This is a genomic window from Leptolyngbya sp. PL-A3 (assembly GCF_039962325.1).
Taxonomy (GTDB): Bacteria; Cyanobacteriota; Cyanobacteriia; order Elainellales; family Elainellaceae; genus Vacuolonema.
Genome location: NZ_JAMPLB010000002.1, coordinates 151,061 through 175,254, shown reverse-complemented (window position 1 = coordinate 175,254; position 24,194 = coordinate 151,061). Strand labels below are relative to the sequence as shown.

Below are 24,194 nucleotides of genomic sequence, written 5' to 3'. Positions count from 1 at the left end.
CTTGGTTTTCTATCGTATCTTCAGCGTTATTTATGACCGCCTCTTCTGCACCCACATCGGGTTCACCACTCCGGCAATTCCTGCACCGTGCCATCCATCTCCCCTGGACCTGGCGTGTGACCTGGCTGTATCTCACGATCATGCTGTTCCTACCGATGGCAGCTTTGTTCCTGAGAACCAGTAGCCTGTCACCTGCTCAAATGTGGGCGATCGCCACCGATCCCGTTGCGATTTCGGCTTATGAAGTCACCTTCTTTACAGCCCTTGTGGCTGCTGCCATCAATGGTGTTGCAGGAATGGCGACAGCCTGGGTATTAGTCCGCTACAAATTCCCCGGCCGTCGTTTCCTGGACGCCATGATTGACTTACCCTTTGCCCTGCCTACTGCTGTAGCAGGTCTAACCCTCTCCACGGTCTACAGCAATGTTGGTTGGATTGGCTCATTACTCGAACCCTTTGGTATTAAGGTTTCCTTCACCCGATTAGGGGTGTTGGTTGCCATGATCTTTATTTCTTTGCCCTTCGTTGTACGCACGGTGCAGCCTGTGCTTCAGGAAATGGAGCCGGAGATGGAAGAAGCGGCCTGGAGTTTAGGGGCATCCGACTGGCAAACTTTCTGGCGTGTTGTTCTACCCCCCCTGTTACCCGCTGTTTTGACGGGCGTGGCATTGGGTTTTTCCCGAGCTGTTGGTGAATTCGGCTCCGTCGTAATCATCTCCGGTAATTTGCCATTTCAAGACTTAATTGCTCCTGTATTAGTGTTTCAACGGTTAGAGCAATTTGACTATGCTGGGGCAACAGTGGTTGGGGCGGTGTTGCTGCTGATTTCCCTGGCTGCGCTGATTGTGATTAACCTTCTGCAAGCCTGGGGACGGCGCTATGACGATTAAACTTGGACTCAATACTAAGGCGGCGGCTACTACAGCACCCGGGCCTCACGCTAAGGTTCAGGGCAAACGAGAGTGGGTTAAATGGGCTTTAATTGCTTCCGTCGCGGTTTATTTGACATTAGTGCTCTTTGTTCCCGCCCTGAACGTTTTTGTACAGGCATTTAGTGGGGGATTGGGAGGATTTTTTGAATCCCTAACCGATCGCAAGTTTCTTCATGCGGCAAAACTCACCCTGATCATGGCGGTGGTCGCCGTTCCCCTCAATACGGTGTTTGGCTTGTGTGCGGCGTTGGCGATCGCCCATAAAACCTTCCGCGGCCGTACTCTGCTGCTGAGCCTTATTGACTTGCCTTTCTCGATCTCTCCAGTGGTTGCGGGTCTGATGATTGTGTTGCTCTATGGCCGAAACGGATGGTTTGGCCCATTGTTAGATGCAAACAACATCAAGATCATTTTTGCGGTTCCTGGGATGGTTCTGGCCTCTGCTTTTGTGACGCTTCCCTTTGTCGCTCGGGAAGTTTTACCAGCCTTGGAAGATGCGGGCACTGATCAGGAAGAAGCGGCCAAAACCTTGGGAGCAAATAGCTGGCAAGTACTCTGGCGGGTAACGTTACCTTCCATTCGGTGGAGCTTGCTATACGGCATTCTATTGACCAATGCCCGTGCTATGGGTGAATTCGGGGCGATCTCCGTTGTTTCGGGCAACATTACGGGTAAAACACAAACCCTGCCCCTGTTTGTAGAAGAAGCCCATGTGCAATACCAAAGCCAGGCTGCTTATTCTGCCGCTGTGGTTTTAGCGTTGCTAGCCGTAGTCACGATTATTTTGAAAGAAATTTTAGAGCGCAGAACCCAAATTAAGGAAGGCTAATCGTCAGGTTGTTCTCGGCTTCTCGGTTAGAAAGACATTTAGCTTGGCATCACTCCTTATCGTTACTCCTGGAGGCCCTCATGATTTCTGTCGAATCCCTTGAGCCCATCGATCCCAATCAACTGTCGAGTGACGGTAGGCATCGAGGTCATGTCCGATTGCGCGTGAGAATTCCGGCAGAATATCGGCAGGATCCGGTGCTCTCAGTGCTCATCACCCAATACGGGCTGACGGTTAATATTTTGGCTGCACAACTCAGTGGTCAGGGCACCGACAGTGGGTGGTTTGATCTGGAGCTAAAGGGAGCAACAGAGCAGATTAATAACGGTATTCTGCATCTCAATGATTTGGGCGTAGAGATCTGGCAGGAATCAGATAACCACGACGGCGGCTGGTAGGGCGTTAGATTTCTAGCAACCAAGAGTGGGGGCTTTGTCCCCGCTCTTTGTTTTATAGCCTCTTCCGATTTAAGGAACCTGGGTTCGGGATAAGTTGAGGTGCCCCTTTTGGCGTGCGTTTCGCGCACGCCAAAAGGGGCGTTTTCGAGTACCTATGAGGCATATTACTGAATGTTGATAAAACTAACGTTTCTGTTACTGGAGATTACGAGATCGCTACAACGGATCCCCTTTCCCCCTATCCTGTAAAACCGTGGAGCATTTGGCACCGTCAACTGCTCTGCGGTTGGAAACCCCGGATTTCGATCCAGGCACTTTCTCGACATTAGTAAACGGCGATTGAAATAGAGTCTTACGAGAATGGAAAACGATCGGAAGTCAACCGTTGTAATTACTGGAGCCTCCTCGGGGGTTGGTCTATACGCCGCGAAAGCAATGGCCAACCGGGGATGGCATGTAGTGATGGCCTGCCGCAACCTGGACAAGGCAAAAGCCGCCGCTCAGGAAGTTGGGATACCAGAGAGCAACTATTCCATCCTGCACCTGGATCTGGCATCGTTGGCGAGTGTACGCACGTTTGTAGAAGAGTTTCGTGGGACGGGGCGATCGCTCGATGCCTTAGTCTGCAACGCTGCCGTCTACCTACCCATCGAAAAAGAACCCCAGCGTAGCGCCGATGGCTATGAGTTGAGCGTGGCTACCAATCACCTGGGTCACTTCCTGCTTTGTAACCTGATGCTGGATGACCTGAAGAGTTCTCCCGCCGCAGATAAGCGCCTGATCATTCTGGGTACGGTAACGGCTAACCCGAAAGAACTGGGTGGCAAGATTCCTATTCCTGCTCCCCCAGACCTGGGCGAACTGGATGGCTTTGTTCAGGGCTTCAAAGCGCCGATCGCCATGATCGATGGGAAGAAGTTCAAGTCCGGTAAGGCGTATAAAGACAGCAAGCTGTGCAATGTGCTGACGATGCTGGAACTCCACCGCCGCTATAGCAAGGATACTGGGATTACCTTCAGCTCCCTCTATCCCGGTTGTGTGGCTGATACGCCGCTGTTCCGCAATCACTATCCGCTGTTCCGCACAATTTTCCCCTGGTTCCAAAAGAATGTCACTGGCGGTTACGTAACTCAGGAACTCGCTGGAGAGCGGGTAGCCCAGGTGACTGCCGACTCCGAATTCCGCCAATCTGGAGTGTACTGGAGTTGGGGTAACCGTCAGAAGCCCGGTCGTCGCTCCTTCGATCAGGAGTTGTCTGACGAAGCGCAGGACACCCAAAAGGCCGGACGGTTGTGGGAACTGAGCGAGAAGCTGGTGGGCTTAGCTTAAGCGTCAAGCTTTTGTAAGAGCGATCGCCAGGTCCACTGATACAAAAAGAGAGTGTGGCATTGCCACACTCTCTTTATTGTTGCACAAACGAGACAGCTTTGAAGCGACACTGGCGATCGCTCCCAACACCTTCAGTGTGGCCTTCTGCGCCTCTGTTAAGCCATTCATTCCAGTAATATTCATACCCTCATACAAACGTTCAGGTCGGAGAATGTTTAATGCCTTCTATTGCTTGGGCCATTTCCAAGAGACAGCGAGCCAATTGCCGTCCCCCTGGGCTACAAGGAAAGCGCCAGTGCGGTAGAGACAGCGGCGCTTGTGTTAGGAGGTTGGCACAGAGAGGTAAACCAGCACCTGAGTTCATTAAGCTGTTCACTCATTCTGTTCGCTATTGAGGCAACTGAATGAGAACACCTATGCTTTAGGTTTCGCCCTGATGCTTGGGTCAGGATGATGTTGAAGAATTACATCGTGTTTTCAAAGCGGGCACGCGGAATCGAACCGCGATCATTAGCTTGGAAGGCTAAGGTTTTACCACTAAACTATGCCCGCAAATTTGCTTGCCTTAGCTAGTGTAGCATAACCCTCACCGCTTATGTCAATGAGTATTTCTATTACTCTCGAAAATTATCCTTATGCATGGAGAGAAATGTTGAGAACGGTGGGTGTGAAGGCGATCGCAGCCCCCACCTGGGATCATGAATGTGCGCCAAACCTTGCTGTCAACGGGAAGCTGAAAAATTTCGGTAACCTTTGGTGATAAGCTGAAAAGTGGCAATTTTACAGTATGTTAAATCTGTCACTTTACCCCTCAAAAGCAGATAAGCAGTAGGCGTAAGCATGGTCACCACAGCAGAGAAAACAAACGTTGGCTACCTCACTCAGGTTATTGGCCCCGTTGTGGACGCAAAGTTTCCCAGCGGCCAGATGCCAAAAATTTATAACGCGTTAGTCGTTCGGGGGCAAAATGCGACCGGGAACGAAGTTTCAGTTACCTGCGAAGTGCAGCAGCTTCTGGGAGACCACCAGATCCGCGCGGTAGCCATGAGCTCTACCGACGGTCTGGTACGGGGCATGGAAGTTGTGGATAGTGGCGCTCCTATCAGCGTTCCCGTCGGCAAAGTAACCCTGGGCCGGATTTTCAACGTACTGGGTGAGCCTGTAGATGAGAAAGGCCCCGTCGACGTGTCGGAGACCTTGCCCATCCACCGTGAAGCTCCCAAGCTGACTGACCTGGAGACCAAGCCTTCCGTATTCGAAACCGGGATTAAAGTGGTTGACCTGCTGACCCCCTACCGTCGAGGTGGAAAGATTGGTCTGTTCGGTGGTGCCGGTGTAGGCAAAACCGTGATCATGATGGAATTGATTAACAACATCGCTACCCAGCACGGGGGTGTGTCGGTGTTCGCCGGTGTGGGTGAGCGGACCCGTGAAGGGAATGACCTTTACAACGAAATGATCGAATCTGGGGTAATCAACCCTAACGATCTGAACGCGTCTAAGATCGCGTTGGTGTATGGTCAGATGAACGAACCACCCGGAGCCCGGATGCGTGTTGGTCTGTCTGGTTTGACCATGGCGGAGTACTTCCGTGACGTGAACAAGCAAGACGTACTGCTGTTCGTTGACAACATTTTCCGATTCGTACAGGCCGGTTCTGAAGTATCCGCTCTGTTGGGCCGGATGCCTTCTGCGGTAGGTTACCAGCCCACCCTCGGTACTGACGTAGGTGACCTGCAAGAGCGGATTACCTCCACCACCGAAGGTTCAATCACCTCCATTCAAGCCGTTTACGTTCCTGCGGACGACTTGACTGACCCCGCTCCTGCCACTACCTTCGCTCACCTGGACGGTACCACCGTGCTGTCTCGGGGTCTGGCTTCCAAGGGTATCTATCCCGCTGTGGATCCCCTCGGTTCTACCTCCACCATGTTGCAGCCCGGTATCGTGGGCGGCGACCACTATGACGTGGCTCGTGCGGTGCAGTCCACTCTCCAGCGTTACAAAGAACTGCAAGACATCATCGCCATTCTGGGTCTGGATGAACTGTCGGAAGATGATCGTCAGGTTGTGGCTCGAGCCCGTAAGATTGAGCGCTTCCTGTCTCAGCCCTTCTTCGTGGCTGAAGTATTCACCGGCTCCCCCGGTAAGTACGTGAAGCTGGAAGACACCATCAAGGGCTTCAAGATGATCCTCAGCGGTGAGCTGGATGAGCTGCCTGAGCAAGCCTTCTACATGGTGGGCGACATCAACGAAGCGATCGCCAAAGCTGACAAGATGAAAGCTGAAGGTAAGTAATTCTTGCCTCTTATTGGGGATTCTCTAACGGGAATCCCCAATCTCCCTTGCAAAGGGGGTTTCCGGAAGCGGCTCCTCCTGATGTAAGGAGGATTGGGGGATCAAATGCTTCTTCCCGACAGGTTTCTCGTATTGCCCCCAGCAGAGCTAACTTTTCGTTCACTTCTAGATATTGCTATGACACTAGCTGTACGGGTAATTGCACCGGATAAAACCGTCTGGGATAATACATCCGATGAGGTGATTCTGCCCAGCACGACCGGACAACTGGGTATTTTGACAGGCCACGCGCCGCTGCTGACTGCCCTGGATACGGGTGTGATGCGTGTGCGTGCAGGGAAAGATTGGGTGGCGATCGCCCTCATGGGTGGGTTCGCCGAAATTGAGAACAACGAAGTGACTATTCTGGTCAACGCGGCTGAGCGCGGTGAAACCATTAATCTAGAAGAAGCACGGTCAGCCTTTGCCGAGGCTGAAGCGAAGATGAATAGCCTTCGTGGTTCGGGTTCTCGTCAAGAACAAATTCAAGCGACCCAAGCATTCAAGCGGGCGCGAGCACGGGTTCAAGCCGCTGGTGGTGCTGCTTAAGGCAATTCCCTGAAATTCAGATTGAGATGTGCGTCGCCTCAGAAGGGGGAGCTGGTTCCAGCTCCCCCTTCTTGTTCAGAGCTGACGCATTCCGTCCTTAACTAACCTGAGTTTGGGTTAAGGGCATTTTGAGTGCCACGCAACGCGCGGCACTCAAAATGCTTATTTTGGCGTGCGCAAAGCGCACGCCAAAATAAGTACTGCAGCTTATCCCGAACTGAGGTTAACTAAACCGTGTGGAGAAAAAGAGAGAGCAGGGGCTTTACCCCCGCTCTCTCTTTTTTTGCAAAGCTTTGTCGAATGGCCTGAGGCCAACCAATTAGTTGCTGCCGGTGAAGGCCACTTCAGGAAACCGCTCTTGGGCTTCCATCATGGATTTTTTCTTGCCTTCTTCCTGCCAGTAGTTAATAACTTCCGTGGCTTTGTTCAGCAGTTCTACCCGCTCCGTATCAGAAATCCAGGTTTTGGATTGCAGTTCGCCGTTCAACTGTTCCCACGCATCATTGCGGGGCCAGAAGAAGTAGGACGTGAGAGGGCTGGTGCCTTTACCAACGACCTGATCTACAGCCAGGGCAACATTTTCTTCCAACCACAGTACTTTGAGAATAAACCTTGACAAATGAACCTCCAGACAGAACTGAGCTGCTTTAAACTCCTACAATCCTCCATGGTAACTCATTGTTAGGCTTACATCTTGCACCTCTACAAAACCATCAGCAATTCTCATTTTGAAATCAGGCCCGAAAACCGCACGCAAAAGGCGCGCGGTTTTCGGGCATCAAAGCCAAGAGTTCACGCCCTACGGGCGTGAACTCTTGGCTTTGATGCCCATACTGAGAATTGCTGACAAAACCATAGCAATTCTCATTTTGGAATCCAATCCGAAAATAGCCCGCCCTCGGCGGGCTATTTTCGGGCATCAAAGCTGAGAGTTCGTGTCTGTAGGCGTAAGCTCACAGGCTTTATTCCCAAATGAGAATTGCTGACGAAATCAATGCGAAGCGTCCTGATAAAACCAAGACATCAATTTGATAGGATCGCTGGGTTGTGTGGTTAGGAGGTTGGAAGCTGTGGGGAACGAGGCGATCGCAATCATCGTTTTTGACATTGATGGCGTCATTCGAGATGTGAGCAATTCCTATCGACGCGCTCTTGCGGATACCGTGGAGCACTTTACCCAGGGCTCCTACCGTCCGACACAGACCGACATCGATGCTCTTAAAGGTGAGGGAATTTGGAATAACGACTGGGAAGCCTCCCAGGAAATGGTTCATCGCTATTTTGAGCAGCAGGGAAAGGCGCGATCGGAGCTTGGCCTGGACTATGACGTTCTGGTGCGCTTTTTTCAGAGTCGATATCGGGGGCCAGATCCCGACAACTGGACGGGGTATATCTGCCAGGAACCGCTGCTATTAGAGGCCGATTACTTAAACCAGCTAACAGCAGCGGGGCTGTCCTGGGGCTTTTTTAGTGGGGCAACTCGGGGATCGGCAACGTTTGTGCTGGAAAAACGTTTGGGCTTATCGGCCCCGGTACTGGTGGCCATGGAGGATGCTCCTGGCAAGCCTGACCCAACCGGCCTCTTTGAAGCCGTGAGCCGGTTAGAAGGAGAAAACCGTGGCATGCCTGTCATTTACGCTGGGGATACGGTGGCAGATATGCAAACAGTACTGCGGGCACGGGAGCAAGACTCAACGCGACGCTGGATTGGGGTAGGAATCCTGCCGCCCCATGTGTTGGGTTCGACGGAGTATGCCTTAAATTACTCCAACGGTTTGATAGAAGCAGGAGCTAGTTTGACCCTGGCGAATGTTCAGCAGTTGACCCCCGACCGGGTGCGGCAATTAATGAAATGATTTCTTCAGAAGTTTTTGCCAGCTTGCCATGCAGAAATTACATCAGGCTAATTAGGCTTTGAAATTCCTCGTAGTGACGAACTTCGTCAAAGCTGGAGTCGGTTTGGGCCATGACCCGGTATAGGTTAGGGCTTAATATAAAGGCACGGTGCAGGCTGCGAATAGTCTGGGAAATGTCGCCCCGCAAACCGTACGAACAGGCTTTGCCATACCAGGCTTCTGGGTTATCGTCGCGGTGATCAAGGGATTTATTAAAACTTTGAATGGCTTCGTCGTGGCGGTTGAGTTTGGTCAACACAATACCGCGATGGCTCCAAGCGTAGTGGCAGTTAGGTTTAATGGCGATCGTTGTATCTAAACTACTCAACGCATCGTCATAGCGCCGCAACGATGCCTGGGCAACACCCCGGTTGTACCAGGCCCGATAATTCTCCGGTCGCAAATCTACCACTCGGTCAAAGCAGGCGATCGCCTCCCGATACTGAAACATTCGCTGGTAGGCATGACCCTTGTTGTACCAGGCTTTGGCATCTTCAGGCTTGAACTTAATGATCCGGTTGAAGCAGGCGATCGCCTCTTCATAACGCTCCAGCTTGGCCAGAGCCAATCCCTTCCCCTGTAGGGCCGCTGTATTTTTCGGCTCGACGTCTAACGTGCGCTCAAAGCTATCGAGGGCTTCTGGGTATAACCCCATGGCCTGGAGAGCGTGGCCTCGTTTATTCCAGGCCTCGATGTGACTGGGATTAATCTTAAGAATCTTGTCGAAGCGGGATACCGCTTTCTCATAACGTCCTACAACAAAGAGGGCGGTGCCCTGGCTCAACCAGGTGTGAACTTCAGGATTGCTGTCCATGGTGGTGCAAGATCAAGGCATAACCCAGATCGGTAGATGTCGAAAATTTTTGAGAGACGTTATCCCGAAGCTTGAGGAACGCTCCACAGTGACACCGCTTCAGAGAGTCGAACGAACTCCCCGAAATCGCTATCGGCTCTCTGTAAAAAGCTGTGGCTTGCTCGATAGAGCGCCGCACTCCATAGCGTCTTCAGATCAGGAAAACGGCGGCAGGATTGGCAGATTGTAAAGACACCCTATGGCCCAGTATGCCCACTGGACGGACAATATATATAAAATTCGCACCAAGATTACGGAAAGATTTGTTGAAATTATGCGAACTGAGCGCGATTCAATGGGGGAGCGGCAGCTTCCAGATCAGGTTTATTATGGGATTCAAACCCTACGGGCAACAGAAAATTTCCCGATTAGTGGGCTGAAGCCGCTACCAACCTATGTCGATGCCTGTGTGTTGATCAAAAAAGCAACGGCGATTGTCAACGGGGAGTTGGGTTGTATTCCCGCTGATATTAGCCAGGCGATCGTGCAGGCGGCAGACGAGGTATTGCAGGGCCAACTGCGTGATCAGTTTGTTGTTGACGTTTACCAGGCGGGAGCGGGTACCTCACACCACATGAATGTGAATGAGGTGTTGTCGAACCGAGCGCTGGAACTGCTAGGTAGCGACAAGGGGGATTACAAACGGGTCAGCCCCAACGACCATGTGAACTACGGCCAGTCCACGAATGATGTGATTCCTACGGCGATTCGGATTGGCGGATTGCTGGCCCTAGAGGCTACGCTGTATCCGGCTCTGGCAGGAGCGATCGCCACCCTCGATACCAAAGCGGAAGAGTACCAGGACGTGGTGCGATCGGGCCGTACTCACCTCCAGGACGCCGTTCCCGTACGGATGGGCGAAACGTTCCGGGCGTGGGCACAAATTCTGGCGGATCACCTGGTACGTCTCGAAACGGCTGCGCAGGATTTGACCGTGCTGGGGCTGGGAGGGAGTGCTGCCGGAACCGGCCTCAATACTCACCCTCAGTACCGCTTCCGAGTGGCCGAGGTGCTTTCTGCGTTAATTGGCCAGCCGCTGAAGACGGCTCCCCACCTGATGGCTGCCATGCAGAGTATGGCTCCCTTTGTGAATGTGTCGGGGGCGCTGCGAAACCTGGCCCAGGATATTGCCAAAATCTCCCACGATTTGCGACTGCTGGATTCTGGCCCTAAAACTGGGTTCAAAGAAATTCAACTGCCTCCTGTGCAACCGGGCTCTTCCATCATGCCGGGTAAGTACAACCCCGTTATGGCAGAGATGACCTCGATGGTGTGCTTCCAGGTGATGGGGTACGATGCGGCGATCGCCCTCGCCGCTCAAGCCGGACAACTGGAACTGAATGTAATGATGCCCTTGATCGCTTACGACCTCATCCACAGTATCGAGTTACTGGGTAATACCCTGAAGGCGTTGACCGAGAAGGGACTGAAAGGGCTGACAGTGAATCGCGATCGCTGCCTAGCTTATGCCGAAGGTAGTTTAGCTCTGGTGACGGCCCTTAACACGCACATTGGCTACCTCAACGCGGCCGCCGTTGCTAAAGAATCTCTGGAGACTGGGCAGTCTCTCCGGCAGATTGTGCTAGAAAAAGGGCTAATGACAGAGGCGGATTTGGCGCAGGTGTTAAACCTGGAGCAGATGAGCGCCATGCCTGCGCCTCCGTCGGATGGTTCACCTTCCTAGTAACCAGAGAGTTCCCTATGTACAGCCAGGACACGATTTACACTCAGATCACGTTTCATTACATGAACGGTCAATCTGAGTCGTTCAACCTCTACGCACCGATTGAGTCGGATGGCAGCAATCAAACCATTCAATTGGAAGTGCGTCATCTCCTAAAAAAAGACTGGTGGATTATTAATTTGTCAGAGCAGACCGTTTTCATCAACATTGAAAACGTCGTCAAAGTGGAGATGAAACCTCCGATCGCCGAGCTGAAGGGTGAAGATGTGTTCTCTAACGCAGAGCGGGTAACCGCTCTCAATCGTGGTCGTTAGGCTTCTATCAGGTGCCAAAACTCCAAACCCGCTCTTTGTCGTTGCTTAGCGACAATAAAGAGCGGGTTTGGAGTTTTGGGCAGGTGCGGCCATAATACGTCTAAAGCTAAGTGTGACATCCTACTCGATAGACCTATGGCACCGAGCGTTAGTCTCCTTCGTGCAAACGACTATAAATATGCGGCCCTAAGAGAATCTCTCACGGCTCTGCTGCAACCCTTGGGTGGCATCGAAGCTTTTGTGAAACCGGGCGATCGCGTTCTCCTCAAGCCCAACTTGCTGACTGGTGGCCGCCCCCAAAACGAATGCACGACCCGGATGGAGGTGGTTTACTGTGTGGCAGAGATGGTGGTGGCAGCGGGTGGCCAACCGTTTCTGGGAGATAGTCCGGCGTTTGGCAGTGCGCGAGGGGTGGCGATCGCCAATGGCTACCAACCCATCCTGAATGAATTGGGTATCCCCATCACAGAATTTAGTGGGAATCGTTACGCCACCGATAACCCAGAATTTAACCATCTATTGCTGTCTAAAGAGGCGATGAATGCGGATGTCATCATCAACCTGCCCAAGATGAAATCCCATGTGCAGTTAACGCTGACGATGGGTGTGAAAAATCTGTTTGGTTGCGTTCCCGGTAAGATGAAAGCCTGGTGGCATATGGAAGCCGGTAAGGATCGGTTGCGCTTTGGCACGATGTTGGTGGAGACGGCGCGGGCGATCGCTCCCACACTCACCATTCTCGATGGCATCATCGGTCACGAAGGCAATGGCCCCAGTGGTGGCACTCCACGCACCTTAGGGATTCTGGCGGCCTCCGCTGATGTGTTTGCGCTAGATCGAGCAATGGCAGAAATCCTTCAAGCCGACATTGCGACCGTGCCGACTCTGGTGGCGGCCCAGCGTCTTGGCATGTCTCCTGCCCTGTCTTCTATCGAATTCCCATTGGAGCAGCCCCACCATCTACAGATTTCTGACTGGAAATATCCTGAAAATCTGGTGCCCATTGACTTCGGGTTGCCCCGTGTCATCAAGTCCACTTTCCGACATTTCTACATCCGCTTCATCAAAGAACCGATGAAAGCGTATGCCGGACGTTCAATTTGAAGGGCTTTTGCATCAATGTGAAGGGTGGCCGGTTTTACCGGCCACCCTTCACATTGATGCAGAAAACATTTTCGAGCGCCACACATTGCGCAGCATTCACGCACGCCAGAGTAGGCACTTCAATTGATAGGTCCTGTTTCAAATGTGTGGATGAGATGTGGTGAAAGGGGTACTTCGTACCCCTTTCACCACATCTCATCCACACGTCTAGAACACTGCCAATTTATACGAACTGAGGTTTGGTATTGTGCTGAGAATGATCACAAAAGTGCATGATGGTTACCTAACAGGGTACTGTCAGAATCACCAGATTCCTCTAAGCTTTTAGAAACGCTGGGCCTTGATGCGGTGTTGGATGGTCAGACGCTAACCTTACAGAACTAAAACTCAGGATAGAAAACTATGGTGCTTGCCGAGAATATTATTCATTCTCTCCCGCCCTTTGGTGCTCCTGACTGTGAATCCGATTTGGCAATACTGGGTGAAGCTGCCTATAGCCGATACTACTTTCACTCAACGCACTTCAATCAAGCATCCCTTGACCCTTCTGTATATCTGATTTTGGGACGAAGGGGAGCGGGAAAAACAGCGTTAACCAAGTTCTTCTCCTTCCAAAAAACAATCCCCAATTGCATGGAAATTGCGATTGATGAACCTGTGGCTTTCCATGAGGTAATGTCACGGATTGCAGAGCAAACATCATTAAATCGTGAACTGCAAATTCCTCAACTTGTTAAGATCTGGGAATACATTGTTTGGACAGCTATTTTTTACCAGTTAAGAAACAAGGATTTAAGAATTCGTGCAGCCTGCAGTTTCGCAGATGATGAGGGGCTTTCAAAAGTTATTCGGTCTATACTTCAATCTTTACTTTCCAAATATTTAGGCGTTAATAATACGGTTTCTGATGCATTAGATAAAATTTTTTACAGCACAACCTTTCGTGAAGCCAAGCAAGCTGTTTTAGAGTTTGCACGAAAGAGGCCACTAATTGTTGCCCTTGACACATTAGAGAAGTATTCCGTTAGTGACGAACGGCTGATGACCACTGTAGCCGCACTGGTGGAGTTTGCAGCCTTATTTTCTAGAGAGTTTGCTCCAAAAAACATCCATATCAAAGTCTTTTTGATGGATGAAATGTTTCCCTATCTCATTGAAGACTATATTTCTAACACGTTGAAATATGTCAAAAATGAGGTTTATTTACACTGGAAGCCGAAGGATCTGATGCGGATGATCTGTTGGCGTTTATTTCAGTCTTTAAGGCTCAAAGGCATCTGCAAATTAAGAGCTGAGCAGATTGATTGGGATAGTTACCGGGACGTTAAAGAGAAGATTTGGAAACCTTATTTTGGGGAATGTCTGGATGATGGCTGTGAGACTCAGGAAAAAACATTTCCCTATATTCTGCGCCATACTCACCTCCGCCCACGGCAATTAATTGTTCTCTGTAATTCTGTTGCTGAAGAGGCTTTGCGAAACCAAAATTTCCCCAATTTTAGTTTGCGGAATATTGTGATGGGTGTTCAAAACGCCAGTGATTCTTTAGCCGATGAGGTGTTTAACGCTTATAGTTCGGTGTATCCAAAAGCGTCAAGAATTGCCGATGCCTTATCGGGAATTTCACCCGTTTTTCAGGCAAAAGAGTTGGATAAACGTGCTCATCAAACAGCATCTCAATGGCAGGGAGACTATTCGCCTTACCGATTTCGGCAGTTTGTGGCGGAATTAGGAATTGTAGGTCGTGTTAGACGCAAAGATGATACCACAGGTATTATTGAGGCAGATTTTGAATACTTTAAGAAGGGCCGCTTGATGCTATCAACGGATGATTTGTGTGTCATTCATCCCATGTTTTACACCAAGCTTAATGTCACTATCCAACAGAAGTTGCACGTTTACCCCTTCCCTGACCACGAAGAATTTGTCAGCCTAAAGCATCCCTAAAGGAGAAGCCAAACTTATGTATTAGACCTCCTGCATGAATGGTTGCGCAGCTTCACCGCCAACCATTCATGCAGGATATTGAACCTCTTGTAGGACGTTGCATGCAACGTCCTACAAGAGGTTTATACATGAGCTTAGTCTGACGCAAAAAAGAGACGCGCTGGGCGCGTCTCTAAGGTTTAGCGGAGACTATTGATCAAGTTGTAATTAGGCGCTGATAGTGCTCACGAGAGCAGGCTTGTAGGTTGCTTCACGGGCGGCAACCATACCTTCCACCAGACGATCCATTTCCTCCTTCGTATGGACGGCGTTCGCCGTAATGCGCAGACGAGGCTTGGCGATGAACCAGATGGGGGAGACCCACAGTTTGTAATCGTTTAGCAGCACACGGGCAAAGACTTTGGGATTGACCTCGGAGGGTAGCATCACGGGGATAACGTTCGTTTCGCCGATCGCCACAAAGCCGTTTTCAGCGAGGCGATCGCGCAAATACCGCGTGTTCTCCTGCAACTTCTGCACCAGCTCAGGCTTCTGACGCACCGTGCGGATGGCAGTCAAAGCGGCAGCCGTCAGAGGAGCAGACAGAGAGCAGGTACCGATGGAGGTGGGGGAAACATTCAGCAACGGCTTCAGTTCTGCAACGTGAGTGCTGATAGCAGCGCCCACAGACGCACCGAACTTGGAGAAGGTGGTCATGATCAGCGGTACCACACCCCGCTCGATAGCGTACTGGGGAGTGATTCCAAAGTACTCATAAATACCCCGTCCGGTGGGCCCGATGGCACCGCTGGCATGGGCTTCGTCCATCACCAGTACACTGCCAGGATAGTTGGACATAATGTCGATCATTTCGGGCAGGGGAGCCAAGTCGCCATCCATGGAGAACACCGCATCGGAAATCACCATGATGCGATCGTCCGGCTGAGCGTAGCGCTTTAGCTTGCGAGCAAAGTCCTGCATATCGCAGTGACGGTAGGCTTTAACGCGAACCCGAGGGCTATGACCGAACATCTTGCCCGAGCGAGTACCGGCGTTTGCCAGAGCGGAAACGATACAACCGTGATTTAGAACGTCCGTGAGAATCAGGGTTTCACGGGTATTCTGGAAACCAGGAACGGGAATCGCCAGGTGGCAGAAAGCATCCATCAACGCCTGCATCGCCATCCAGGCGTTCAGGAACAATTGAGTATGGGGCAGATGCTTAAACTCAGAAACTTCATTTTCCAGTTGCCGATGCAGGTCGATACGACCGCTCAGCACAGAGGTGGAACTATTTGAGGTACCGTATTGCAGAATGGCATCGATGGCGGCCTGCTGCACTGCCTTATCTTGCACCAGACCGAGAACGTCATTGGTGCAGAAGGTCAGTACGTTGTGGCGCTTCCCGGTTTCAGTCTCTTCGATGTCTACCATGTTGCCATTTTTGGCGTGGCAGATGTATTCATCTGGATCCAAACCACTCTCGTACCAGCGCTGAACGTATTCCTTTACAACTTGCACAGTAAACTCCCCTCACCGTAATTCGCTAAACGTGACATTTTTCATGGGGCACGGCTTACATCCGTGGCCGATTTCTAAATAGACAGAACTGAGGCTAAGCCAAGTCCAGGAGCGCCAGCGCGCCACTCTACCGATTAAGGTTCCCAATGAAATTGTTAAGAAAGCTCTCCATACTTTGCCAGAAGTTGTGTTTTCTTACCACCGCTCCTGTTCCAGTTGGGATTAGACTCTAGAACTGTCCACAGATATTCCAGTCGGAACCGATCCCTGCTCTGTTTCGGCTGAGAGGGACGATCCATTACCATTTTTTGCCTGATAGGTTTCTAGACGAGATTGAGGGCTAGATTGTTGCAGGAATTGGGTATATTGCCGATAAATAACCCGTTGCAGTGCAATAATGGCCGGATTAATCTCTACGTAGCGCCGCTTTGAGTTGCGGTTGTAGTTGACCTGCTCGCTTTCCATCATTTCCACATCCTGCATCAGGAAGGGCATGAAGAAACGCTCACGAATTAGAGGCATGAGCGGCTTGCGGATGGGGTTAACAAGCCATTGGGGAAAGGGCAACCGCAAGAACAGCATCGAGAAGGAGCGGGTTTCCTGGGGGCCAACAGGCAGGCGCATCAAGTAAAGCGAGGAAACGCCTTCCATGCTGCTGTGGTAATGGGGGTACTGGTAGTGAATGGACACCTGACGGGTCGTTACGCCACCATCTGTACTGAGACCCAGAACCTTCGTAATCCAGCCCTTGTAGTAGACCCGATACTCTGCCTGAATTGAATCGTCCGACTCTTTCAACTTCAGCAGTTCAGGGTTGAACCAGCCCTGCAAGTTTTCGTGCAGATAGCCGTGGAACACGTCCATCGTGTTTTCATTGCAGATGGAGAAGTGTGCCTTGAAGTGACCCGGAATCGGAATCATGAAATAGTTTGGGTCGTCATACTCGGGCACTTCGGGAAGCGATCGCTCCCTCGCCAATGCTGCATCTCCCGGAAACACCCAGATAATGCCGTAACGCTCTTTCACCGGGTAAACCTTAGCCTGAGCGCAGGGCAGCTTTTGGCCCTCAGGAAAATAGGGAATGTGGGCGCAGTTGCCGGTGGGGTCGAACTCCCAGCCATGATAGGGGCAAGTGAGGCGATCGCCCTTCACCTGACCCTTGTGCATTTCCACACCCTTGTGAGGGCAGGCATCCTCCATCGCATAAAGATGGCCAGAGACATCCCGATAGACAGCGATTGGCTGTTGCCAAACCTTTACTGGAATAACCGCACCGGGCTTCAAATCTTCGGCCCAGCTTACCGGATACCAGTGGTTTGGGTTAATGCCCACCTCGCGTACGGCGTTTTGGACAGTATGCCCCCGAAGTGTTGTTTCCAATTCCATTGAATATGGCCTTCCTCAGTCAGTGAGCTCAATGTTAAGCCTGTGATGGCGGCTCGATAAGAGTGAACGGATGAGAGTGTTTCGAAGTGTAAACACCCTTTAATGTAGCTTGTTGAAACGGAAATCCCTCAATTTCCTTGCAGGTAGGCAAAAAGACAGAAGTTTGACCAAACTACTCTTTCAGAATGTCTTCACTTTGACTAAACACTATTTCAGAATGTCTTCAAAGTGTTTTTCCCAGGTGGCGTGGTTACGGCGGGCTACCTGAACGATAGGGGACACGCCAATCATGAAGTTGACTAACCCATTTACCAGGGAGAGAGGAAAGCGCAAAGGGCGTGCAATATCAAGAAACAGCACAGCGCGATATTCGTCCGTGTCGTTCCATACTTCGTGATAGAAAGTGTCGTCAAAAATCAGGCTTTTCCCTTCCTCCCAATGGGCGAATTGATCAGCCACACGAATGCGACAGGCTTCTTTCTTTTCGGGAACCTTCAAACCCAGGTGATAGCGAATGAGACCCTTGTGCTTGCCCCGGTGTTCCGGAATGTGCTTGCCAGGAGCCAGAATGGAGAAAAACGCTACCTTCAGACCGGGAACTTTTTTGAGGAGTTTGACGGTTTCGGGGCAGCGATCGCAATTGGCCTTGGACTTGAATCCAAAGGCCCAGAAAAAGTAAGTCTTCCAGAGATTGTCGCCAGCAATTCGCACCTGACGGGGAGAAATGTCGTGGAAGTTGGGCAGATCATCGACATTCAGCATGACCTGGTCGAGTTCTTCCCGAATCACTTTCCAGTTTGCCTCCAACTCATAGCTGAAGGGAAACTGCTCATTCGTGAAGAACACTGAATCTCCCACCTTTGAATAAGCGGGAACCATGCTCTCCAATTTTTGCGCCACGGACGCAAGCCAACCTTTCATGCCAAGCCTCAATGATATGCCACACGAAAACAGGTTACAGGGTGGCAGGCGCAAGCGTGGGGGGTTGGGGTGACAGATACGGGGATTGTCCTAGTCAGGGGGATGGGTGGGGCGTGGATAGGTCGATACGAGGATGAGTGCATGGGCAGGTGAGCCAGAGATGGGCAAGTAGGGGGGAAGTGAGTGAGGGAAAAAGTTTTGCTTAAGGAATGGCGTTATTTATGCTGGGAGGGATTGTATGTCTATTGTGTGTAGTTGAGGTCAGCACGAGAAATGAAACTCGTGGGTAAGTTTCTCGGCTGCCACATTCCTCCAACGGCCATACTCGGCCAATAAACTTTGGCAGGCCCAAATCCAGATCGTTCCACCCACTCATCGACTCATTCACTCCTCATGTTCCTCTACCTCTCTAAACTCCTCCCACTCTTCATTTACCCGGTTGGTCTGAGTTGCCTGTTACTGACAGTGGCCTTGTTTCGGCTCTGGAAGCATCCGGGGCAGGCAGCAGTTTGTATTAGCGTAGCGCTGGCGTTATTGCTAGTGGCGGGAAATGGGCGAGTGGCAACGCGACTGGTGAAGTCGTTGGAGTGGCAGAATTTGCCGCTCGAATCCGTGCCTCAGGCAGAGGCGATCGTCGTGTTGGGTGGGGCATTGAAACCGCAGATGCCACCCCGGCCCTGGTTTGACTTGTCAGAGGCGAGCGATCGCATCCTCCACAGCGCCAGGCTCTACAAGGCAGGAAAAGCACCGCTGATCATTTTTAGCGGGGGACATATCGATTGGAGTGGGAAAGGGCCGCAAGTCTCAGAGTCGGAGGATATGGCAACCCTGGCCGAGGCTCTGAATGTACCCGCTGAAGCTATCCTGCAAGACCCAACTTCGCTCAATACTTATGAGAATGCAGTGAATGTGAAAAAGATTTTGCAAGAGAAGGGGATTAATCGGGTGTTGCTCGTGACCTCAGCCATGCATATGCCGCGATCGCTTAAAATCTTCCAAAAACAAGGCATTGAGGTCATCCCTGCCCCAACGGATTTTCTCGTGTCTGAACGAGAGTTGTGGGACCTTAGCAACAGTCCTCAATCAGCCGTGCTGAGTATTTTGCCAGATGCAGAACGCGTACAGCAAACGACGCGGGTTCTGAAGGAGTATATCGGCATGCTGATTTACCGCCTGAAGGGATGGCTGTAATACTTCCGCAATTTGGATTGTCGTTTTGAACTGACTTTGTAAGCTGAAACCTTTAGCGTAGGGTCATTGCATGCAATGACCCTACGTCAAAGGTTTCAGCCCAACACGATACTTGAAGGATCGTTGTAAGATCGGCATCAGACCCGATCGGCAGGTTTCATGGCCCACGATTCCATTTTCCACCGCGAGATCGTTCCACTGCCTCCAGAAGCGGAGGATGTGTTTGCAACCTATGAGGTTGCCCACGAGTTTTACGAGGAAGTGCAGTACCGGGAAGATTTGGATGCCTACTGTGCCTGGTATTACCAGGTTGCGGAGCAGCATCGTCAGGAATTATCTGCGATGCAGAAGGACATCAACATTCTGGGATGGTTTTATGGCCGCCAGTGAACCTCAGGCGTTGCTGGGAGTGTGAAATTGGCACGGAAAGCATAAATCTTCCGTGCCAATTTCACACTTTCTAGCATGTTTTGAGGGCCACGCATTGCTGCGCAGCCCTCAAAAGGGAATTGGAAATTTACGAACCCCGGGTGGTCGTGACAACGTAAACGACCAACGGTTTCAATTATTCAATCGTTTCTAGCTCATCTTCCCGCAGGTGGGCTTTGAACTTTTTGGAAAACTTCACCAGAACTGGAAAGTTGGCACTAATGGGCTTCCCTTCCCACTCCTTGACCAAATCAGCGACCTCGCCTTCCTGACCTTGCAGATCAAAGGCTTGGTTGCGGTGTTCGGGGTGATGGTAAACCACAACGGATTCTTTAACACGAACGCGATCGCCAGCTTTCATAGGGTTCGACAACATACTCCTGGGTGGCTTGCCGGGGCAAAATCACCAACGCTGAAAACAGAACACTAATTATCTTTGCACAGCTTGGTATTCCTGCAGACAGATGAGCTAAAACTTCAGCAATTCTCATTTTGAAATCAGGCCCGAAAACCGCGCGCCAAAGGGGCGCGGTTTTCGGGCATCAAAGCCAAGAGTTCACGCCCGTAGGGCGTGAACTCTTGGCTTTGATGCCCATACTGAGAATTGCTGCTAAAACTTCCTTGCCCTATCGTCCTAAATCAACCTGAGTTTCGGTTAAGGCTGTTTTCGAGTACCGCGCAATGTCTGGCACTCGAAAATGCCCATTTTGGCGGGCGCTTTAGCTTATCCCAAACTGAGGTTAAGTTAACCCTTTGGCTGGCAAACACAAGGAAGACAGCGACAGAACTGCTCGTCGCGCATCAACAATGGCATCGCTATGATGGGTGTCGCCTATTGTTCAGGTGTGGTCTCCTCGGGGGCAGGGTACCGCTGCCAGAAGCGGTTGAAGCTCTCAGGACTGAGCAACTGCCACACAATTGTGCTTCCTACCCCTACCACTAGCATGGCTAGCAACAAAGTGAGAACCTGCATCCAGTAGTTGGATTTGCCGGGCGTAGGAGTTTTTGGAATCTCAGCCTGGCGGGGGGCTTCGGCGGTGTCGTAAAGCAGGGCTCGGGCTGACTCAGAGAGCTCAGTTTCTGTGGGCTCAGCGGTTTTTTCTTCTGCTACTACGCGGCTTGGATCGAAGAGTCTGGGCTGCTCTGGAGTGACCTGGCAGTGCATCAGCACAACTGAGACATTGTCATGGCCGCTCTTCTCGTTTGCTAAATCGACCCAGCGTTGTGCAATCTCATCCAAGGTGGCTCTGTCCTTAAAGAGCGGTTGGAAGACGGTTTCCCAATACTGCTCTACCCGATCTTTATCGCTTAAACCATCTGAGCAAAGTAACAGCACCCCATCCTCTTCCAGAATGAACCGCTGCAGCGTGGGGTAGATGTAGTCCCCAACGCGGGTTCCTACAGCCTGGGTCAGTACGCCCCCATCCATACGACGGAGGGCTTCTCGGTGCAGGTTGCGGCCATTGCGTACCTCCCGGACGGCGACATCATCATCAACGGTGAGCAAATGGCAGTAGCGAGGGGTGATCCAGTAGGCACGGCTATCACCCAGGTGACCCAGGTAAAGCTCATGGCTATTGCCCTGGCCGTCTTCAGTCTGAAGCATTTGGGGAAGTTGGAGTGCCATCACCAGCGTGGTGCCCATGCGATCGCGCGCTTCCCGTTCCTGCTCATCGTTTTGATTGGCAATTAAGTTATTGGCAATACGAATCAGGGCCTCCAATTGCTCAGCTACGACCTGGGGAGAGGAAAGCTCCGTTTGCTCAGAAATTTCGTTCAGCAGAGCTCGAAGCTGAATTTGTAGCGATCGCACGGCCATCTGGCTGGCCACTTCCCCACCCGCATGACCACCTACGCCATCACAGACAATGGCCAAATGAGAGGCGAGGGCATCTGACTCGGACGAGCTGCGGGCGTTGGGATGGGGATAACAATAGTCTTCGTTGAGGCTGCGGCGAGGGCCTGTGGAGGTAGCCGAAGCAATATTTAAGCGCAGAGGCAGAGTCGCTGCCCGTTCCAGTAGGAGTTGGTTGAGTTGTAGGGCGATCGCCTGAATTTTCTCTGGGGGGGCATTGATCTCTACGGCCTGCATCGCCTCGCTGATTTGCTGTAGAGGCTGCTGGATGGTCTCTCGATAGCCAGTCGCCCAGGACTGCCAGAGGGCAGCCAGATCACCGAGTTGGGGTGGGGCTGTCTCTTCGTTATCCAGATAGAGGGCTCGGAGCCGCACTCGCCACCCTTCAATGCGAATGTTGTCCGGAATCAGCAGGCTGGTAGCAACCCCCAATTCCTTCAACGGCACCCATAAATCGAGTAATTGCCAGAGCCAGTAGACCTGCCGTACCGCCGTTGCCGTGGGTAGGAGTGAGGCGATCGCCGGAAACAACTTTCCCGACGAATCAATGGGGGCATTTTCTAACAGCAACACTCCTGTTGATTCCCATACCGTGAAGCTGTAAATGGTGGGAGTGTGTAGTCGGTAGGCAAATAATTTGAGGTAAGCCAGTAAGTTCTCTGGAATTTCTTCTGGAGCTTCTGGCGGACGGTTGGGGCGGGTATCCAACCAGATTTGTGGGGCTATGACGCGATAGCGATCGCCGACCACGGTTCCGGGTGCAATCTTTTCAATGCCGTTACCAATAGCCCACAGGTAACGGTAGGTCAGCGGGGTCTTGCATCGCTGGCACAGCCGTTGCCCCAAGGGCGTATCCTCGGATAAGCAATCCGGATTTGGGCATTGCATTTGAGAAAGCGTGGGGGTCTGCATAGGCGATCGCGTTAGCGGTAGCGTACTAAAAAAATAATTCTTGTCAGGTGCTACTAAATGTAGAGCAGTATAGCGAATTGCTTTTGAAATGAAACCCTTTTAAGGGGAACTAGCTTTATCGTGCTGCATCACAACCCTGCATTTTATATTCGCCAAAGTTCAACGTTTCCCGAAATAAAAAGGCAAAAAGTTGTAGTACTCGTTGAAGGGATACTACCGCCTCCCTCGGCACGCTGCAACTCTGAAGATAAGGTGATAGCGCCGAGGAGCTACCCAAATCCTGGGCTAGATTGAGAAGCAACACGGTACTGTCTATCGCGATGGAAACCTTGATGGTTCGGTACACAAAAATTCCATGAGTTCCACGACGATCTGGTTGTTAACAGGGCTTGCCCTGTGCATGTTTGAGGCTGTGCTGCCCACCGCCTTCGTGACATTAACCCTGGGGATAAGTGCGATTCTGGTCGGTCTGCTGGCGCTGGTCATTCCCAATACGGGAATACAGATTGCTCTGTGGATGGTGTTTTCATTCGTGCTGGTGATTGCATCTCGCCGGTTTCTGCCCGTGAAGCCATCCAACGTGCTAGAAGACTCCCGTGAAGCTACCACCCTGACCGAAATTTTACCCGGGAAAACGGGTCGTGTTCTGTATGAAGGCAACTCCTGGCAGGCGTTGCTGGATGCCGACCGGGCGATCGCCCCCAACCAGCCCGTGGTTGTGGTTGGTCGTCGGGGTACAACCCTCCTGATTGTGCCGTTGCATGAGCTTGACCAGCACTGAGGGCACCCTACCATTATTCCTTCCTGATTAATCGAAACATTCGCTCTTCACTGGAGATTTGGAGTTTATGGACGGACTTTTAGCATTGATTTTGGCGGCCTGTGGCATTGCGGGGCTATCCAGCTCGGTCAAAATTATCAACCAGGGAAATGAAGCTCTGGTAGAGCGTCTGGGGAGCTATAACAAAAAGCTGAAACCCGGTCTCAACTTTGTGATGCCCTTTGTGGATAACGTGGCCTACCGGGAAACCATCCGGGAAAAGGTGTTGGATATTCCGCCTCAGCCCAGCATTACGAAAGACAACGTGTCGATCACCGTGGATGCCGTTGTGTATTGGCGCATTGTTGACATGGAGAAGGCCTACTACAAGGTGCAAAACCTGCATGCCGCGATGGTGAACCTGGTGTTAACCCAGATTCGGGCTGAAATGGGCAAGTTGGAGCTGGATGAGACGTTTACGGCGCGATCGCAAATCAACGAAACCCTTTTGCATGAACTGGATGTGGCCACTGACCCTTGGGGCGTCAAAGTCACCCGGGTGGAATTGCGGGACATTGTTCCTTCCAAAGCGGTACAGGAGTCGATGGAACTGCAAATGTCTGCAGAGCGCCGCAAGCGGGCTGCTATCTTAACCTCTGAAGGGGAACGGGAAGCCGCCGTCAACTCTGCCCGAGGGAAGGCGGAAGCTCAGGTGCTGGAAGCGGAAGCTTCCCAGAAGGCAACCATTTTGGCGGCGGAAGCAGATCAGAAGGCCCGAATTCTTCAGGCCCAGGCGGAGCGTCAGAGCCAGGTGCTAAAGGCCCAGGCGACAGCCGAAGCGGTCAACATTATTACTCAGGCTCTTAAGCATGACCCCCGAGCCGCAGAAGCGGGTCAAGTTTTCCTGGCCCTGGGTTATCTCAACACCACCAGCGAAATTGGCCGCAGCAACAGTAGCAAGGTTATGTTTATGGATCCAGCCAGCATTCCAGCGGCGTTGCAGGGCATGTTGTCGCTGGTAGATGAGAAGAAGGGTTAGGGCATGAAGATGTGCTGCATTTCGCGTGGC

Annotated in this window: 23 protein-coding genes and 1 tRNA gene; 15 read left to right on the top strand and 9 right to left on the bottom strand. The window is 51.6% G+C overall.

What is annotated here, in order from left to right; all coding sequences use genetic code 11:
- Positions 1-32 precede the first annotated feature (32 nt).
- The 4 genes from cysT (at position 33) to NDI52_RS02475 (ending at position 3,488) form a co-directional block, all read left to right on the top strand.
- A complete protein-coding gene (cysT, locus tag NDI52_RS02490; RefSeq protein ID WP_190774661.1) occupies positions 33-890 on the top strand; it encodes a sulfate ABC transporter permease subunit CysT in 858 nt (285 codons plus the stop codon).
- Entirely contained in the window at positions 880-1,761 is an 882-nt protein-coding gene (gene cysW / locus NDI52_RS02485) for a sulfate ABC transporter permease subunit CysW (RefSeq protein WP_190774662.1), read from the top strand. The genes cysT and cysW overlap by 11 nt, the downstream gene beginning before the upstream one ends.
- 80 nt (positions 1,762-1,841) lie before the next feature.
- Positions 1,842-2,159 carry an NIL domain-containing protein gene (locus NDI52_RS02480; protein ID WP_190774663.1) on the top strand — a complete coding sequence of 106 codons (318 nt, stop codon included), beginning with the start codon at positions 1,842-1,844 and terminating at the stop codon, positions 2,157-2,159.
- 360 nt (positions 2,160-2,519) lie between these two features.
- Positions 2,520-3,488 carry a protochlorophyllide reductase gene (locus NDI52_RS02475; RefSeq protein WP_190774664.1) on the top strand — a complete coding sequence of 323 codons (969 nt, stop codon included), beginning with the start codon at positions 2,520-2,522 and terminating at the stop codon, positions 3,486-3,488.
- A gap of 3 nt (positions 3,489-3,491) precedes the next feature.
- Here the strand turns inward: NDI52_RS02475 and NDI52_RS02470 are convergent, their stop codons facing one another.
- Complete coding sequence (locus NDI52_RS02470) at positions 3,492-3,671, bottom strand: hypothetical protein (protein ID WP_190774665.1); 180 nt, start codon at positions 3,669-3,671, stop codon at positions 3,492-3,494.
- Between the two features lie 298 nt (positions 3,672-3,969).
- Positions 3,970-4,040 (bottom strand) — tRNA-Gly (locus NDI52_RS02465).
- A 288-nt stretch (positions 4,041-4,328) separates the two neighbouring features.
- Between NDI52_RS02465 and atpD the strand changes: the two genes are divergently transcribed.
- Both atpD and atpC read left to right on the top strand, forming a co-directional pair.
- The gene (atpD, locus tag NDI52_RS02460) at positions 4,329-5,786 is read left to right on the top strand and encodes a F0F1 ATP synthase subunit beta (protein WP_190774666.1); all 1,458 of its coding nucleotides are present in this window, start codon (positions 4,329-4,331) and stop codon (positions 5,784-5,786) included.
- A 177-nt stretch (positions 5,787-5,963) separates the two neighbouring features.
- Complete coding sequence (gene atpC / locus NDI52_RS02455; RefSeq protein WP_190774667.1) at positions 5,964-6,374, top strand: ATP synthase F1 subunit epsilon; 411 nt, start codon at positions 5,964-5,966, stop codon at positions 6,372-6,374.
- Positions 6,375-6,693: 319 nt separating this feature from the next.
- Here atpC and NDI52_RS02450 read toward each other — a convergent pair whose 3' ends face one another.
- Positions 6,694-6,993: a 30S ribosomal protein PSRP-3 gene (locus NDI52_RS02450; RefSeq protein WP_190774668.1), complete on the bottom strand. Its 300-nt coding sequence runs from the start codon at positions 6,991-6,993 to the stop codon at positions 6,694-6,696.
- A gap of 430 nt (positions 6,994-7,423) precedes the next feature.
- On the opposite strand from NDI52_RS02450, the gene NDI52_RS02445 reads away from it, so the two are divergent.
- On the top strand, positions 7,424-8,230 hold the full coding sequence (locus tag NDI52_RS02445) for a TIGR01548 family HAD-type hydrolase (RefSeq protein ID WP_347280067.1): 807 nt from the start codon (positions 7,424-7,426) through the stop codon (positions 8,228-8,230).
- 37 nt (positions 8,231-8,267) lie between these two features.
- Here the strand turns inward: NDI52_RS02445 and NDI52_RS02440 are convergent, their stop codons facing one another.
- Positions 8,268-9,083 (bottom strand): tetratricopeptide repeat protein, encoded by an 816-nt coding sequence (locus tag NDI52_RS02440; protein ID WP_190774669.1) that lies wholly within the window; start codon positions 9,081-9,083, stop codon positions 8,268-8,270.
- Between the two features lie 313 nt (positions 9,084-9,396).
- Here NDI52_RS02440 and NDI52_RS02435 point away from each other — a divergent pair, with 313 nt between their 5' ends.
- The 4 genes from NDI52_RS02435 to NDI52_RS02420 all read left to right on the top strand — a co-directional run bounded on the left by NDI52_RS02435 (position 9,397) and on the right by NDI52_RS02420 (position 14,171).
- Positions 9,397-10,806, top strand: a complete 1,410-nt coding sequence (locus tag NDI52_RS02435; RefSeq protein WP_190774696.1) for an aspartate ammonia-lyase — start codon at positions 9,397-9,399, stop codon at positions 10,804-10,806.
- A 17-nt stretch (positions 10,807-10,823) separates the two neighbouring features.
- The gene (locus NDI52_RS02430) at positions 10,824-11,120 is read left to right on the top strand and encodes a hypothetical protein (RefSeq protein ID WP_190774670.1); all 297 of its coding nucleotides are present in this window, start codon (positions 10,824-10,826) and stop codon (positions 11,118-11,120) included.
- A 135-nt stretch (positions 11,121-11,255) separates the two neighbouring features.
- The gene (locus NDI52_RS02425) at positions 11,256-12,224 is read left to right on the top strand and encodes a DUF362 domain-containing protein (protein ID WP_190774671.1); all 969 of its coding nucleotides are present in this window, start codon (positions 11,256-11,258) and stop codon (positions 12,222-12,224) included.
- Positions 12,225-12,626: 402 nt separating this feature from the next.
- Positions 12,627-14,171: a hypothetical protein gene (locus NDI52_RS02420; RefSeq protein ID WP_190774672.1), complete on the top strand. Its 1,545-nt coding sequence runs from the start codon at positions 12,627-12,629 to the stop codon at positions 14,169-14,171.
- 207 nt (positions 14,172-14,378) lie between these two features.
- On the opposite strand, the gene NDI52_RS02415 is transcribed toward NDI52_RS02420, so the two are convergent.
- From NDI52_RS02415 to NDI52_RS02405, 3 genes are all read right to left on the bottom strand, one after another.
- Entirely contained in the window at positions 14,379-15,671 is a 1,293-nt protein-coding gene (locus NDI52_RS02415) for an aminotransferase class I/II-fold pyridoxal phosphate-dependent enzyme (protein WP_190774673.1), read from the bottom strand.
- Positions 15,672-15,893: 222 nt separating this feature from the next.
- Entirely contained in the window at positions 15,894-17,057 is a 1,164-nt protein-coding gene (locus tag NDI52_RS02410; protein WP_190774674.1) for an aromatic ring-hydroxylating dioxygenase subunit alpha, read from the bottom strand.
- A gap of 207 nt (positions 17,058-17,264) precedes the next feature.
- Positions 17,265-17,978, bottom strand: a complete 714-nt coding sequence (locus NDI52_RS02405) for an aspartyl/asparaginyl beta-hydroxylase domain-containing protein (RefSeq protein ID WP_190774675.1) — start codon at positions 17,976-17,978, stop codon at positions 17,265-17,267.
- 393 nt (positions 17,979-18,371) lie between these two features.
- On the opposite strand from NDI52_RS02405, the gene NDI52_RS02400 reads away from it, so the two are divergent.
- A complete protein-coding gene (locus tag NDI52_RS02400; RefSeq protein ID WP_190774676.1) occupies positions 18,372-19,169 on the top strand; it encodes a YdcF family protein in 798 nt (265 codons plus the stop codon).
- Positions 19,170-19,328: 159 nt separating this feature from the next.
- Positions 19,329-19,559, top strand: coding sequence for a hypothetical protein (locus NDI52_RS02395; protein ID WP_190774677.1), 231 nt, complete (start codon positions 19,329-19,331; stop codon positions 19,557-19,559).
- A gap of 175 nt (positions 19,560-19,734) precedes the next feature.
- Here NDI52_RS02395 and NDI52_RS02390 read toward each other — a convergent pair whose 3' ends face one another.
- Both NDI52_RS02390 and NDI52_RS02385 read right to left on the bottom strand, forming a co-directional pair.
- Positions 19,735-19,959 (bottom strand): ferredoxin-thioredoxin reductase variable chain, encoded by a 225-nt coding sequence (locus NDI52_RS02390; RefSeq protein WP_190774697.1) that lies wholly within the window; start codon positions 19,957-19,959, stop codon positions 19,735-19,737.
- Between the two features lie 471 nt (positions 19,960-20,430).
- Positions 20,431-22,365 carry a protein phosphatase 2C domain-containing protein gene (locus tag NDI52_RS02385; RefSeq protein WP_199307974.1) on the bottom strand — a complete coding sequence of 645 codons (1,935 nt, stop codon included), beginning with the start codon at positions 22,363-22,365 and terminating at the stop codon, positions 20,431-20,433.
- A 355-nt stretch (positions 22,366-22,720) separates the two neighbouring features.
- Here NDI52_RS02385 and NDI52_RS02380 point away from each other — a divergent pair, with 355 nt between their 5' ends.
- Together NDI52_RS02380 and NDI52_RS02375 are read left to right on the top strand one after the other, a co-directional pair.
- Entirely contained in the window at positions 22,721-23,146 is a 426-nt protein-coding gene (locus tag NDI52_RS02380; protein ID WP_190774678.1) for an NfeD family protein, read from the top strand.
- 67 nt (positions 23,147-23,213) lie between these two features.
- Positions 23,214-24,164 carry an SPFH domain-containing protein gene (locus NDI52_RS02375; protein WP_190774679.1) on the top strand — a complete coding sequence of 317 codons (951 nt, stop codon included), beginning with the start codon at positions 23,214-23,216 and terminating at the stop codon, positions 24,162-24,164.
- Positions 24,165-24,194 lie beyond the last annotated feature (30 nt).